Below are 13,358 nucleotides of genomic sequence, written 5' to 3' on the forward strand. Positions count from 1 at the left end.
GCGATGGCCGACCCCTGTTTTGACGAAACCATCGTGAAAATGAACACACCCATTGTACGGTTTAATCATCTAACTGATCGAGTGACCCCCAACGGCGTAAGGGAGGGGCCGACGCCATGTCGGACACATCGCACGCATCCACCGGGCGTATCCGCAGCGGCCGGCTCTACGTCGACGGCAAGTGGGTCGACGGCCACGGCGACGAGGCCATCACCGTCGTCAATCCCGCCACCGAGGCGATCCTCGGCACCGTTCCCCAGGCCACCGTCGCCGATGTCGAGGACGCGGTCCGCGCGGCGCGCATCGCCTTCGACGAGGGGCCGTGGCCGCGGATGTCGGTCCGCGAGCGGCAGGCCGTGCTGCGGAAGATGGCCGAGGGTTTCGCCGAACGTCGTGCCGAGCTGGTGGATCTCAGCATCGCCGAGGCCGGTTCCACTCGCGCGCTCGCCGAGTTCCTGCAGGTCGGCACTCCGATCGAGCACTTCACCGATCTCGTCGACCGGGTGATGCCCGCCTTCGACTGGGAGACCCCGCTGCCGCCGATGGTGGGCAACGGCATCGGCCAGGGCGTCGTGGTCCGCGAACCCTACGGTGTCGCGGCCCTGATCACGCCGTTCAACTTCCCGCTGTTCCTCAACCTCTGCAAGGTCGGACCGGCCCTCGCCGCCGGCTGCACGGTGGTGCTCAAGTGCTCGCCGTACACGCCGTTCGAGGCGCTCGTCGTCGCCGAGGTCGCCGAGGCGGCGGGGCTGCCGCCGGGCGTGCTCAACGTCATCACCGGCGACGCCGACGCCGGTGAGGCGCTCACCACCCATCCGGGGGTCGACATCGTCAGCTTCACCGGCAGCGACACCGTGGGCGCCAAGGTCTACGGCCAGGGCGCGCAGTCGCTGAAGAAGGTGGTCCTCGAACTCGGCGGCAAGTCGGCGAACATCCTGCTCGACGACACCGATCTCGACAAGGTGATGCAGAGCGTGCTCGGGGGCTTCATCACCCACGCCGGCCAGGGATGTGCGCTCATGACCCGCGTCCTCGTCCACGAATCCCTGCACGACGAACTCGTCGGTCGCATCACGATGGCGCTGGACCACATCCCCGTCGGCGACCCCGCCGATCCGAACGTGGTCATGGGCCCGCTCATCCGCGAGGCACAGCGTGCCCGGGTGGAGGAACTGATCAAGATCGGCCAGGCCGAAGGTGCCCAGATCGCCTACGGCGGTGGGCGTCCCGCCGGCCTGGACAAGGGATTCTTCGTCGAACCCACCCTGTTCGTGGGCGTCGACAACAGCATGACGATCGCGCAGAGCGAGATCTTCGGCCCCGTCGGCGTGGTCATCCCCTTCTCCGATGACGACGAGGCCGTGCAGATCGCCAACGACAGCCCCTATGGCCTCTCCGGCGGGGTCTGGTCGGCCGACCCCGTCCGCGCACACGCGGTGGCTTGCCGTCTCCGCACCGGCATGGTCGTGGTCAACGGAGGCGGTGGCGGACTCATGCCCGACGGGCCGTTCGGCGGATACAAGCGCAGCGGCATCGGTCGCGAATTCGGCGCCCACGGGCTCTCGGAATTTCTGCAGCACAAGACGATCCAATGGCCGGCGGCGCGATGAGAATCGTCGTCGATCGGGAGCGGTGCGGCGGCCACGGACGGTGCGTCGCCGTCGCACCGGAGCTGTTCGACCTCGACGACGACGGGATCAGCCTCCCACTCGTCGACGAGCTCGCGACCGACCAGGAGGCCGCCGCCGAGGACGCGATCGCCAACTGCCCGCAGAGCGCGATCCGAATCGACTGAGACCGGCCACCGGTCGTCGGGAGGACTGAGGGATACATGTCGAGTTCGCTTGGGGAGAAACCCGATTCGGGAGTCGGGCAGTTCCCTCCGGAAGAGCCGGGCGCCGAGCCGGTGGCCAAGGATTCCCCGCCGATCGTCTGGCTGGCCCGCCTGGGCGCGGTCTTCCTGGTCATCCAGGCCTATGTCTACATCCGCTGGATCTTCTCCGACTCCTTCACCCCGATCCCGACCGGACCGGACGCGGTGCCCACCCACACGCTGGTCATCATCCGGGCGTCGGAGGTCATCTGCGTCGTCGGCGTGATCGCGTCGATCGTCTGGCTCGTGCACCGCACCCGCAAGGACGGGCGGTTCCCGACCATCGGCGTCTTCATGTTCGGGTGGTTGCTCACCTGCTGGCAGGACGTCGGGGTCAACGCGGTGCGGCCGGTGTTCTCCTACAACTCGGCGTTCCTCAACATGGGCACCTGGGGCGAGTTCGTGCCGGGCTGGGTCAGCAAGGGCCCCGAGACACCGGCGCCGATCCTCTACGAACTGGCCGACTACATGCTGTTCCTTCCGCTGGCGGTGGTGGGCATCGACAAGGCGGTGCGGGCCGCGCGCAAACGTTGGCCGCGGCTGAACAAGGCCGGGATCATCGTCGCGCTGCTCGTGATCTTCTTCGTCCTGGACACCTTCACCGAACAGGTCCTGCAGCGTCAGGGCCTGTGGTCGTACCTGCGGGTCGACGGGACATGGTCGATATTCACCGGCAGTGTCAACCAGTTCCCGCTGTACGAGGGCATCTTCTTCGGCTCGGTGATCATGGTCGTGTCCATGTCGTTCTACCTGTTCCGCCGCGACGGCGACCAGCTCGTCACCGACGCCGGCATCGAGCGGCTGAAGATCACCCGCGGTGTGGGATTCGTGCGCCTCCTCGCCTTCAGCGCGGTGATGAACGTGATCCTCGCCGTGTTCTTCCTGGGCTTCAACCTCGTCAACATGCACGCCGACGTCGCACCCGCGGATGTGCCGAGCTATCTGCACCAGAACATGTGCGGTCTGGCCGAGAACCCGCCCTGTCCGCACGTGCGGTAGGCGGCGCCCCGCCCAGGCCCCTCCACCCGGAGAATCGCGCCTCCGCCTCGGATTCGCGACTTCGAACTCGCGATCTGAGACGAAGATGCGACTTCGGATGGGTTCGGGGTCGTGTCAGGGCTGGTCGCCGGTCGTGATCGGACGCGCCGGGTCCGACGACCACTGCGAGAACGACCCGGGAAACAGCGTCGCGTCGATGCCGGCGACCGCCAGCGCGGCGATCTGGTGGGCGGCGTTGACGCCGGAGCCGCAGTAGACGACGACGTCGCGTCCGGGTCCCGGTTCGACGCCGAGCCGCGCGAACCGCCCGCGCAGATCGTCGGCGGGCAGGAAGCGACCGGTGTCGTCGATGTTCTCGATGGCCGGGGCGCTCAGCGCACCGGGGATGTGCCCGGCACGCGGGTCGACCGGTTCGATGTCGCCGCGGTAGCGTTCCGCGGCCCGGGCGTCGAGCAGGATCGCGCCGCCGGCGGCGACCTCGTCGATGGTCGCGACGGGCAGGTTGCCCGGCGTGAGTGTCACGGTTCCCGGCTTCGGCTTCCCGCCGTCGCCGCCGGTCGTACGGAGTCCCTCGGCCCTCCATGCGGCGAGACCGCCGTCGAGGAGCTTCACGTCGGCGATCCCCGCCCATCGCAGCAACCACCATGCCCGGGCCGCGGCGAGGTTGCCGGAGTCGTCGTAGACCACGACGGGCACGCCGTCGTTCACACCCCAGCGCCGGGCCGCGGCCTGCAGATCCTCGATCGACGGCAGCGGATGCCGACCACCCTCCGCGCCCGACGGCGGCGCGGCGAGCTCGGTGTCGAGATCCACGTACACCGCGCCCGGGATGTGTCCCTCGCGGTAGTGTGCGCGCCCGTCGAAGTCGCCCAGCTGCCACCGCACGTCAAGGACCACCGGCGGTGTCCCCAGGAGCTGTTCGGCCAGGTCGATCGGGGTGATGAGTACGTCGCCCATGCCGTGAGCCTACCGATGGGCAGAATGGGCGGATGGCGCTCATCCCCGCGATCGTGTTCGGCCTGATCACCTTCTGGCTCCATCGACGTCTCGTCCGGGCGACCGCCCTCCCCCGTCCGTGGTCGATCGTGGCCGATGCCGCGCTGATCGTGTTGTGGGCGCTGGCACTCGTCGGGCTCGCCACCGGACGCCTGCTCGCCCCTTCCTGGGCGCGCCCGTTCGCATTCGTGGGGTTGTCGTGGCTCGCGGCCGTGTTCTACCTGTTCCTCGGGCTCTTCGTGATCGGGCTGATCTCGTTCGGCGCGAACATGATCCGCCGGCTTCGGCGACGGTCGGGCACCGAGGACACCGCGGATGTGGAGGCCTTTCGACTTCGCCACCTCAGGATCGCGACGACGACGGTGGTGGTCGTCGCGTTGGGCGTCACCGGATACGGGATCAACGAGGCCGCCCATCCACACGTGACCCAGATCGAGGCCGAATCACCCGGATTACCGCGACAGTTCGACGGCCTCCGGGTCGCGGTGATCTCCGACCTCCATGTGGGCCCGGTGCGCGACGCCTCGTTCACCCGCCGTGTCGTCGACCTGGTGAACGCCCGGGAGCCCGACCTGGTCCTCCTGGTCGGAGATCTGACCGACGGCACGATCCCGCTGGTGCGCAACACCATCGGGCCGCTCGCCGATCTCCGCGCACCGCTCGGCGTGTTCGGGGTGAGCGGCAACCACGAGTACTACTCCGACGACGGCGGGCGCTGGCTCGACGTCTGGGAGGAGCTCGAGGTGCGGACGTTGCGCAACGCCCGCATCCCGCTGACCGTCGACGGTGCGACGATCCAGCTCGCCGGTGTATACGATGCCACGGCGCCCGAACCCCACGAACCCGACCTGGCGGCGGCGCTCGCGGGTTCCGATCCCGACGACTTCATCCTGTTGCTCGCACATCAGCCCAAACAGGCCACCGAGGCCTCCGATCTCGGCGTCGACCTGCAGTTCTCCGGGCACACGCACGGAGGGCAACTATGGCCCATCCGCTATCTCGTTCCGCTGCAACAGCCCTCGGTCGCCGGACTGGACCGGATCGGCGACACGGTGCTGTACACGACGCGCGGCGCCGGCGCGTGGGGCCCGCCGGTCCGGGTCCTCGCGCCGCCGGAGATCACGATGTTCACCCTGCGAACACCGGGTTGATGCCGGGGCCGGGCGAACGTCCTCCGTCTCGAGGTCCGTGCCGGGGTCAGGCGTTGATGTCCGACGGATGCGTCGCCAGCGGGGTGACCTTGATGTCCATGTACGCAAACAGCGGCAGCCCCGACAGGATCGTGTGCAGCTCGTCGCCCGACTCGACGTCGAAGATCGAGTAGTTGGAGTATTCGCCGGCGATACGCCAGATGTGCGGCCACTTGCCGGCGCGCTGAAGGTCCTGGGAGTAGGCCTTCTCCCGGGCCACGATCTCGGCCCGGAGGTCCGGGTCGAGATCGTGGGGGATGCGGACGTCCATGCGAACGTGGAACAGCATCAGTTCTCCGGGTCGAGGACGAAGTCGTAGGAGATGGTGTGGCCGCCCTGGCCGTCCTCCTTGGGATCGAGCACCAGTTCGGGCTTCACCGCGCTCGCCACGTCGTCGTCGTTGTGCGGGTCACCGGGGAAGTACAGCTGCGCGGTGAGCAGTTCGTGGCCGGGCGCGGACACCTTGAGGTGCAGGTGGGCCGGACGCCACGGGTGCCAGCCGGCGGCGGCGATCATCTTGCCGCAGGAACCGTCGGTCGGGATCATGTACGGCGCGGGGCGGATCGTGGTGATCTCGAAGTTGCCCTGGTCGTCGGTGATGAACGTACCGCGCAGGTTCCACTCCGGGATGCCGTGCGCGAACTGCGAGTAGTAGCCGTCGGCGTCGGCGTGCCACAGTTCGACCTTGGCACCGGCGAGCGGGCTGCCGTCGACGGAGCGGACCTGGCCGTTCCAGACGAGGCGGTCGCCCTTCTCGTCGGGACGCATCGGCAGGGTGCCCTTCGAGCCGAGTTCCGGCGCGTTCGGCACGTAGTACGGGCCCTCGATGCTGCCCTTGTTGCCCTGGCGGTGGGCGGTGTTGACCTCTTCGACCACGTGCTCGACCCACACGTCGAGGAACAGCGGCCACTCGCCGTCCTCACCGACGTTGATGAGCCACGCCTTGAGTGCGTTGTACTCGTCGTAGGTCACCTTGTGCTTGCGGATGGTGGCGTGGACTCCGGCGAGAACATCGTTGATGAGGGTCGAGACACGCTCCGGCGGAGTGTCCTTGACGGCCTCGAACGGCGACTTGTCCTTCCGGAAGTGTTCGGTGGCCGATGCACCGGAGGCGGCCGCGGTGGCCACTTCCTGGACCTGCTCGACTGTGGTCATGTGATTCTCCTCGGTGAGTTCGTGCTCCGCGGGGCTGCCGCGGAACAGGTTGTGGGGATGGGTTTCTCAGGGTGTTCTTCAGTTGCGGAGGCGTTGTTCAGTTGTCGGTGCGGTAGTGCGCGAGCTTGTCCTCGTCGAGTTCGAAGCCGATGCCCGGAGCGGTGGACCGGTGCAGGTGTCCGTCGCGGATCTGCAGCGGCTCGGTCAGCAGGTCATCGCTCATGTCGAGGAAGTTCGAGAGTTCGCCGGCGTGGCGCGAGGTCAGTTCGAAGGCACAGCCGAACGCGAGGGTGCAGGCGGTGCCGATCTGGCCGTCGATCTGGTTGCCCATCACCACCGGGATGCCGAGGCCCTCGGCGAGGTGATGCGTGCGGCGGGAGACCGTGAACCCGGTGCGCGCGGTCTTGATGCTGATCGCGGTCGCCGACCGTCCGAGGATCTCGCGGGTCACGTCGGCCGGCGTCGGCACCGACTCATCGGCGATGAACGGTACGTCGAGTTGCTCGACGAGCCACCGCCGGCCCATGACATCGGCTGCGTCACAAAGCTCTTCGGCGAACAGCAGGTCGAGGTCGGCCATTTCCTTCATGGCCCGGACCGATTCGGCCGCGGTCCAGCCGCGGTTGCCGTCGACGTAGAGCTCGATCTCGTCGCCGAACCGCTCACGCAGGGCGCGTACGACGGCGGTGTCGAGCGCGATGGGATGCCGGCCGACCTTCACCTTGAAGGTGCGGATGCCGTAGGTGTCGATCATCTTCTCGGCCTCGGCGACCATGGCCGCGGGCTCGTCGAAGCCGAGCATGTGGCTGACCCGCATGCGATCGGTGAACCCGCCCAGTATGTCGCCGACCGGGAGACCCAGCGACTTGCCGAGCGCATCCCAGATGGCCATGTCCACCGCGGATTTCGCAGCCGGGTTGCCGATGGTTCGCGACATCCGGGCCAGGACGGTCTCCCGTTCGAGGAGGGTGAGTCCGACGATGGCCGGGGCGAAGATGGTGTCGATGACGGTGATGATCCCGTCCTGGGTCTCACCGTAGGTGAAGGGCCGCGGCGGGGCTTCGGCGACGCCGACCACACCGGTGTCGGTGTGGACGCGCACCAGGACATGGTTGGCCTCGTACACCTCGCCGGAGGCGAAGCGGAGCGGTTTCACGTACGGGATGGCGAATGGGATCGCCTCCACGCGAGTGATCTTCATGAACGTTCTCCGAACTGGGCGGGCAGCAGGGAAGCACCGGGCGGGTCGGGTTGGGGTGGGAATGGACCCTGCGGGTCGGGTTGGGGTGGGAATGGACCCTGCGGGTCGGGTTGGGGTGGGAATGGACCCTGCGGGTCGGGTTGGGGTTGGGATGCGCTGGGCGCGAGGCCATTCGACTCGAAGGCGCCGGCGATGGCCTCCGCGACCGCGGCGACGACCGGATTGTCGTCACCCGATCGCCATGCGAGCGCGATCTCGACGGTGTCGGAGTCGACGAGATCGCGGACGACGAGCCCGTCGAGGGGCAGCGAGCGCACCGACGCAGGAAGCACCGCGACGCCGAGTCCGGCGGCGACAAGCGCGAGCAGCACCGCGGTGCCGGGCGCCTGATGCGCCCGCTGCGGCACGAAACCTGCAGCGCGGCAGGCACGGAGCGCGGCCTCGTTGACGGCGGAGTCGCGGCTGTCGTACATGACGAACGGCTCGTTGCGCAGGTCGGACATGGAGATCACGGGTTCGACGGCGAGCCGATGATCGGCCGAGACCGCGAGCACCATGGGCTCGACGTCGATGACCCGGGTGTCGATGTCCTCCCCGACCGCCGGCGGACGCAGGACGCCGAGGTCGAGCGCGCCGGTGCGCAGCGCGTCGCACTGGCTCGGTGTCAGCATGTCCGACCGGATGTGCAGGTCGACGTCGGGGAGTTCCCGCTTGACCACCCGAGCGATGCGCGGCAGATGCGAGAACGCGGCGATGCCGGTGATGCCGAGGCGCACGAGGCCGCTGCGGCCGGCCCCGATCCGGCGCACGCCGTCGACGGTCTCGTCGACCGCGGCGAGGATGCGTTCGGCGTGTTCACGCAGATACTCGCCGGCCGGGGTGAGGGAGACCTGCCGGGTGGTCCGCACGAACAGCGTGACGTCGAGTTCGGCCTCGAGTTGCCGGATCGCGTAGGAGAGGGCCGGCTGGGCCACGTGCAGCGCGGCCGCGGCCTGCCCGAAATGGCAGGTCTCGGCGACGGCTGCGAAGTAGCGCAGGTGCCTCAGCTCCATGGTGCGTCTTCTCTCTCGGGAACTGTAACCGGGGACCCGAAGTCGGGCTGGTGTGACCGTGGCCACGTGTTTCACACCGTAGAACCAGGAATACATACAAAGCAAAGACTTGATTTGGGTGGATTGAGCGTCGCTCTTTATCAATCGAATGCTTGGTCAGGACTGGGCAATGCCCTGGTGTGAGCGCCGCCACGTGATGTCACAGTTCTTCACACAGCCCACACCTGGAGGTAGACCCCACATGACCGCTTCCGTGTCAGAACACCTGAACCACGTGAACGCCGTCCTCGGTAACGCCGTCATCGACGACCCGGAGGCCGGCGTCTTCCGCGCCAATCGCCGCATCTTCACCGATGAGGACATCTTCGAGTTGGAGATGAAGCACATCTTCGAGGGCAACTGGATCTACCTGGCCCACGAGAGTCAGATCGCGAAGCCCGGCGACTACTTCACCACCTACATCGGCCGCCAGCCGGTGGTCATCACCCGTGACAAGAACGGTGAGCTGCACTGTCTGATCAACGCGTGTGCCCACCGCGGTGCGATGATCTGCCGGCGCAAGGCCGACAACCGGATGACCCTGACCTGCCCGTTCCACGGTTGGACGTTTCGCAACGACGGCACGCTCCTCAAGGTCAAGGACCCCGAGGGCGCCGGCTATCCGGACACCTTCGACGTCGACGGCTCGCACAACATGACCAAGGTGGCGCGGTTCGACAACTACCGCGGTTTCCTGTTCGGCAGCCTCAACGACGACGTGCTGCCCCTCGACGAGCACCTCGGCGACACCCGGCTGGTCATCGACATGTTGGTCGACCAGTCCCCCGAGGGTCTCGAGGTGCTGCGCGGCTCGTCGACCTACACCTACGACGGCAACTGGAAGGTCCAGGCCGAGAACGGCGCGGACGGCTACCACGTGACCGCGACCCACTGGAACTACGCGGCAACGACCTCGCGTCGCACCACGGGTGAGTCCAAGAACGACACCAAGGCGCTCGACGCCGGCAGTTGGGGCAAGTCGGGTGGCGGCTACTGGTCCTACCCCAACGGCCACCTGTGCCTGTGGACGTGGGCGGCCAACCCGCAGGACCGCCCGCTGTGGCACCGGATCGACGAGCTCAAGAAGATCCACGGCGACGCCAAGGGCGAGTTCATGGTGAAGGGCTCCCGCAACCTGTGTCTCTACCCGAATGTGTACCTGATGGATCAGTTCTCCACCCAGATCCGTCACTTCCGGCCGATCGCGCCGGACAAGACCGAGGTCACGATCTACTGCATCGCCCCGAAGGGCGAGAGCGACGCCGCACGCGCACAACGCATCCGGCAGTACGAGGACTTCTTCAACGCCTCCGGCATGGCCACCCCGGACGATCTCGAGGAATTCCGCTCCTGCCAGTTGACCTTCCGCGCACAGGCCGCGCCGTGGAACGACATGAGCCGCGGGGCGAAGCACTGGCTCTCCGGCCCCGACCCGGTGGCCGCGTCGCTGGGCATGACCGGCGTCATCTCCTCCGGCCTGAAGAACGAGGACGAGGGCCTCTATCCGGTCCAGCACGGCTACTGGCTGCAGACCATGCGGGCGGCCCTGGCCCGTGAAGAGCAGGCAGCGACCGTCGAGCAGGAAGGCGCGAACAAATGACCACCGCACCCGTCACCCCGTCCGCCGGAACCGATTCGGCCGGAACCGATTCGGCCGGCGGGAAGCTGATCACCCAGAACATGATCGAGCAGTTCCTCTACCGGGAGGCCCGCCACCTCGACGATCGCGAGTTCGAGAAGTGGCTCGACTGCTACGCCGACGACGTCGTCTACTGGATGCCGTCCTGGGATGACGATGATCGCCTCACCGAGGACCCGCAGCGCGAGATCTCGCTCATCTACTACCCCAACAAGGGCGGACTGGAGGATCGGGTCTTCCGCATCCGGACCGAACGGTCGTCGGCGACCTCGCTGCCCGAGCCACGCACCAGCCACAACATCAGCAACGTGGAGGTGATCGGCCGACGCGGGGACCTCGTCGACGTCCGATTCAATTGGCACACCATGTATTTCCGGTACCACACGGTCGACCCCTACTACGGGACGTCCTTCTACACGATCGACTACTCCGGCGAGCAGCCCCTCATCCGTCGCAAGACGGTCGTGCTGAAGAACGACTACATCCACCACGTCGTGGACATCTACCACTTCTAGGACCGGCCCATGACTGTCACCACCGACCCCGGCGTCGAAGCCGCCACCGGTTCCTCCGCGCGAACCCACCAGGTCGCCCTGTCCTTCGAGGACGGGGTCACGCGGTTCATCACCTGCCGCGAGGACCAGACCGTCGCCGACGCATCGTACCGGCAGCGGATCAACATCCCCCTCGACTGCCGCGACGGCGCCTGCGGAACGTGTAAATCGTTCTGCGAGTCCGGCGATTTCGACGGTGGCGTCTACATCGAGGACGCGCTGTCCGTCGACGAGTCCGAGCAGGGATATGCGCTGCCGTGCTGCATGAAGCCGCGGTCGGATCTCGTGCTGCAGATCCCCGCGACCTCCGACATCGCCAAGACCCAGGCGTCGCGGTTCACCGGGACCGTCGTCGAACTCGAACGGCTGTCGGCGTCGACCATGCGCCTGGGCATCCGCGTCGAGAACCGCGGCGAACTCGCGTTTCTGCCCGGTCAGTACGTGAACATCGAGGTTCCCGGGACCGACGACGGCGCCGGGGAGCCGGTGCGGCGCTCGTATTCGTTCGCCAACGGCCCCCACGAGGATCGACTGGTCTTCTTGGTGAAGCTGACCCCGGGCGGTGCGATGTCGACCTATCTGACCGATCGTGCCACGCTGGGCGAACCGATCTCGTTCACCGGCCCGCACGGGTCGTTCTTCCTCCGCGAGGCCGCGCGTCCCGTACTGCTGCTGGCCGGCGGCACGGGCCTGGCGCCGATTCTGTCCATGCTTCGGAAACTGGTGTCGGACAACAGCGTCCGTCGCGTCCATCTGATCTACGGCGTGTCGACGGACGTCGACCTGGTGGCCCTCGACGAGATCGAACAGCTGGCGGCCCAACTGCCGGGATTCACCTGGAACCACTGTGTCTCGGACCCGACGAGCGCGGCCGTCAACAAGGGCTACGTGACGAGCCTGATACGTCCCGACCACCTCCACGACGGCGACGTCGCGATCTACCTGTGCGGCCCTCCGCCGATGGTCGAGGCGGTTCGACGGCACGTCGCCGACGCTGGCATCGAGCCGACCGGTTTCTACTACGAGAAGTTCGCGCTCGCCGCGAACTCCGCACCCTCCTCGCAGTCCACCGAGGAAACGCCCGCGGAGCCGGCCGCCCCGACCGGGGCGGCGGCGCCGGCCACGGAGGACGACACGATCCTGCGCGTCGCCGGTCAACGCGTGTGGCCCGGCGACACCGGTTCGTCCACCGTCGATCCCGACCCGGGACAGCTCCTTCCGGTCGGCGCGGCACGCGGGATCGCCGGGCAGGCGGTGTTCACGGTCGCGGAGTTCGATCCCCTGCACCGGCACCGGAGCGAGAACTCGATCCCCGACACCGGACCGGCCACCCCGCCGGCCGCGACCGACGAACCCGTCGTGGGTTCGCAGGGCTATCAGATCGGCGAGGAGCATCCCGCGATCTGTGAGTCGGACGCGTTGTTCGAGGCTCGTGCAGCCCTGGAGCTCGGCGCCCTGGAGTTGACATTCGGCCGCCTCACCAGCGGGCAGCTGGCGGGATACCGACTGCTCGCCGAGGCGACCGTGCCCTACGTCGACGGCGACCGGTTCGTCGACGCCGCCGAGTACACCGAGACGAACGCGGCATTCCACGACTATCTGTTCGGGCTCACCGGAAACGACCACCTCCTCGAGGCCTACCGGGCACTCGGGGTGAAGGGTCGGATGACCGAGGTTTTACGCCACGCCACGTGGTGCCATCCTCGCTGCGCGCAGGATCATCTGGACATCGTGACCGCTTTCGAGTCCGGCGACCACGACGGCGCGCGTGCGCTGATCTCGGCGCATGCCGAACGGTCCAAGGAGACGATGCGGCGCGCGATGGCCGCCGAACGGGCCGGCCGCCGTCCCCGCCACGTCAGTCCGGGCCGCTTCGCCGGCAAGATCGTGGTGATCACCGGCGCGGCGCAGGGCATCGGTGAACAGGTGGCGCGCCGAATCAGCGCGGAGGGCGGTAAGGTCGTCCTCGCCGACCGCTCCGACCTGGTCGCCGAGGTCGCCCGCGATCTGGCGACCACCTGCCCCGGCGCGGTGACGGCGATCGCCGACCTCGAGACCTACGAGGGCGCCGAGTCGGTCGTGCGGCAGGCCGTCGCCTCCTACGGGCGGGTCGACGTGCTGGTCAACAACGTGGGTGGGGCGATCAACTTCAAGCCGTTCACCGAGTTCACCGAAAAGCAGATCCGCGCCGAGATCGATCGGTCTCTGATGACCACGCTCTACGCGTGCCGGGCGGCGTTGCCGGCGATGGTCGCGCGGGGCGCCGGGGTGATCGTCAACGTCTCGTCGGCCGCCACCCGCGGTATCCACCGCATCCCGTACTCGGCGGCGAAGGGCGCGGTCAATGCGCTGACGGCGTCGCTGGCGATGGAGTACGCCGACGCCGGCATCCGGGTGGTCGCGACGGCGCCGGGCGGTACCGAGGCGCCGCCGCGCCGGATCTCGCGCGGCACCCCCGAGCCCCGCACCGAGGTGGAGTCCGCATGGTTCCGGGCCCACATCGACCAGACCCTCGCGTCGTCGCTGATGCACCGGTACGGAACCCTCGACGAGCAGGCCGCGGCGATCTGCTTCCTCGCCTCCGACGAGGCCTCGTACATCACCGGTAGCGTTCTGCCCGTCGCAGGGGGCGACACCGGTTAGCGGTCCTAGGATGAAAC

General features: G+C 67.8%; 12 protein-coding genes. 7 read left to right on the forward strand and 5 right to left on the reverse strand.

Annotated elements, in window-relative coordinates:
* The first annotated feature begins 116 nt into the window (after positions 1-116).
* From ABFT43_RS09275 to ABFT43_RS09285, 3 genes are read left to right on the forward strand one after another with little or no spacing between them, the layout of a single operon-like run.
* Entirely contained in the window at positions 117-1,610 is a 1,494-nt protein-coding gene (locus tag ABFT43_RS09275; protein WP_347960044.1) for an aldehyde dehydrogenase family protein, read from the forward strand.
* A complete protein-coding gene (locus tag ABFT43_RS09280; protein ID WP_347960045.1) occupies positions 1,607-1,795 on the forward strand; it encodes a ferredoxin in 189 nt (62 codons plus the stop codon). Before ABFT43_RS09275 ends, ABFT43_RS09280 begins: the two co-directional genes overlap by 4 nt.
* A gap of 36 nt (positions 1,796-1,831) precedes the next feature.
* Positions 1,832-2,872 (forward strand): spirocyclase AveC family protein, encoded by a 1,041-nt coding sequence (locus ABFT43_RS09285; RefSeq protein ID WP_347960046.1) that lies wholly within the window; start codon positions 1,832-1,834, stop codon positions 2,870-2,872.
* 114 nt (positions 2,873-2,986) lie between these two features.
* On the opposite strand, the gene ABFT43_RS09290 is transcribed toward ABFT43_RS09285, so the two are convergent.
* Entirely contained in the window at positions 2,987-3,829 is an 843-nt protein-coding gene (locus ABFT43_RS09290) for a sulfurtransferase (RefSeq protein ID WP_347960047.1), read from the reverse strand.
* Positions 3,830-3,861: 32 nt separating this feature from the next.
* Between ABFT43_RS09290 and ABFT43_RS09295 the strand changes: the two genes are divergently transcribed.
* Positions 3,862-5,019: a metallophosphoesterase gene (locus tag ABFT43_RS09295; RefSeq protein ID WP_347960048.1), complete on the forward strand. Its 1,158-nt coding sequence runs from the start codon at positions 3,862-3,864 to the stop codon at positions 5,017-5,019.
* 46 nt (positions 5,020-5,065) lie between these two features.
* On the opposite strand, the gene catC is transcribed toward ABFT43_RS09295, so the two are convergent.
* From catC to ABFT43_RS09315, 4 genes are all read right to left on the reverse strand, one after another.
* A complete protein-coding gene (catC, locus tag ABFT43_RS09300) occupies positions 5,066-5,347 on the reverse strand; it encodes a muconolactone Delta-isomerase (protein ID WP_347960049.1) in 282 nt (93 codons plus the stop codon).
* Complete coding sequence (gene catA / locus ABFT43_RS09305; protein ID WP_347960050.1) at positions 5,347-6,213, reverse strand: catechol 1,2-dioxygenase; 867 nt, start codon at positions 6,211-6,213, stop codon at positions 5,347-5,349. Before catA ends, catC begins: the two co-directional genes overlap by 1 nt.
* Before the next feature lie 97 nt (positions 6,214-6,310).
* A complete protein-coding gene (locus tag ABFT43_RS09310; RefSeq protein WP_109238544.1) occupies positions 6,311-7,414 on the reverse strand; it encodes a mandelate racemase/muconate lactonizing enzyme family protein in 1,104 nt (367 codons plus the stop codon).
* Positions 7,411-8,466: a LysR family transcriptional regulator gene (locus tag ABFT43_RS09315; protein WP_347960051.1), complete on the reverse strand. Its 1,056-nt coding sequence runs from the start codon at positions 8,464-8,466 to the stop codon at positions 7,411-7,413. Before ABFT43_RS09315 ends, ABFT43_RS09310 begins: the two co-directional genes overlap by 4 nt.
* A 241-nt stretch (positions 8,467-8,707) precedes the next feature.
* Here ABFT43_RS09315 and benA point away from each other — a divergent pair, with 241 nt between their 5' ends.
* Genes benA through benC form a run of 3 tightly spaced genes read left to right on the forward strand, consistent with a single transcriptional unit; the run spans position 8,708 to position 13,341 of the window.
* Positions 8,708-10,105 (forward strand): benzoate 1,2-dioxygenase large subunit, encoded by a 1,398-nt coding sequence (gene benA, locus ABFT43_RS09320; RefSeq protein ID WP_168701679.1) that lies wholly within the window; start codon positions 8,708-8,710, stop codon positions 10,103-10,105.
* A complete protein-coding gene (benB, locus tag ABFT43_RS09325; protein WP_347960052.1) occupies positions 10,102-10,659 on the forward strand; it encodes a benzoate 1,2-dioxygenase small subunit in 558 nt (185 codons plus the stop codon). Before benA ends, benB begins: the two co-directional genes overlap by 4 nt.
* A gap of 9 nt (positions 10,660-10,668) precedes the next feature.
* Entirely contained in the window at positions 10,669-13,341 is a 2,673-nt protein-coding gene (gene benC / locus ABFT43_RS09330) for a benzoate 1,2-dioxygenase electron transfer component BenC (RefSeq protein WP_347960053.1), read from the forward strand.
* The last annotated feature ends 17 nt before the right edge of the window (positions 13,342-13,358 follow it).

Origin of the sequence: Gordonia aurantiaca (assembly GCF_039939235.1) — a bacterium.
Taxonomy (GTDB): Bacteria; Actinomycetota; Actinomycetes; order Mycobacteriales; family Mycobacteriaceae; genus Gordonia.

What these genes read in the sequence shown, in the direction of transcription:
- ABFT43_RS09275 (WP_347960044.1), top strand. Translation starts at nt 117, where the DNA reads ATGTCGGACACATCGCACGCATCCACCGGGCGTATCCGCAGCGGCCGG.
- ABFT43_RS09280 (WP_347960045.1), top strand. Translation starts at nt 1,607, where the DNA reads ATGAGAATCGTCGTCGATCGGGAGCGGTGCGGCGGCCACGGACGGTGC.
- ABFT43_RS09285 (WP_347960046.1), top strand. Translation starts at nt 1,832, where the DNA reads ATGTCGAGTTCGCTTGGGGAGAAACCCGATTCGGGAGTCGGGCAGTTC.
- ABFT43_RS09290 (WP_347960047.1), bottom strand. Translation starts at nt 3,829, where the DNA reads ATGGGCGACGTACTCATCACCCCGATCGACCTGGCCGAACAGCTCCTG.
- ABFT43_RS09295 (WP_347960048.1), top strand. Translation starts at nt 3,862, where the DNA reads ATGGCGCTCATCCCCGCGATCGTGTTCGGCCTGATCACCTTCTGGCTC.
- catC (WP_347960049.1), bottom strand. Translation starts at nt 5,347, where the DNA reads ATGCTGTTCCACGTTCGCATGGACGTCCGCATCCCCCACGATCTCGAC.
- catA (WP_347960050.1), bottom strand. Translation starts at nt 6,213, where the DNA reads ATGACCACAGTCGAGCAGGTCCAGGAAGTGGCCACCGCGGCCGCCTCC.
- ABFT43_RS09310 (WP_109238544.1), bottom strand. Translation starts at nt 7,414, where the DNA reads ATGAAGATCACTCGCGTGGAGGCGATCCCATTCGCCATCCCGTACGTG.
- ABFT43_RS09315 (WP_347960051.1), bottom strand. Translation starts at nt 8,466, where the DNA reads ATGGAGCTGAGGCACCTGCGCTACTTCGCAGCCGTCGCCGAGACCTGC.
- benA (WP_168701679.1), top strand. Translation starts at nt 8,708, where the DNA reads ATGACCGCTTCCGTGTCAGAACACCTGAACCACGTGAACGCCGTCCTC.
- benB (WP_347960052.1), top strand. Translation starts at nt 10,102, where the DNA reads ATGACCACCGCACCCGTCACCCCGTCCGCCGGAACCGATTCGGCCGGA.
- benC (WP_347960053.1), top strand. Translation starts at nt 10,669, where the DNA reads ATGACTGTCACCACCGACCCCGGCGTCGAAGCCGCCACCGGTTCCTCC.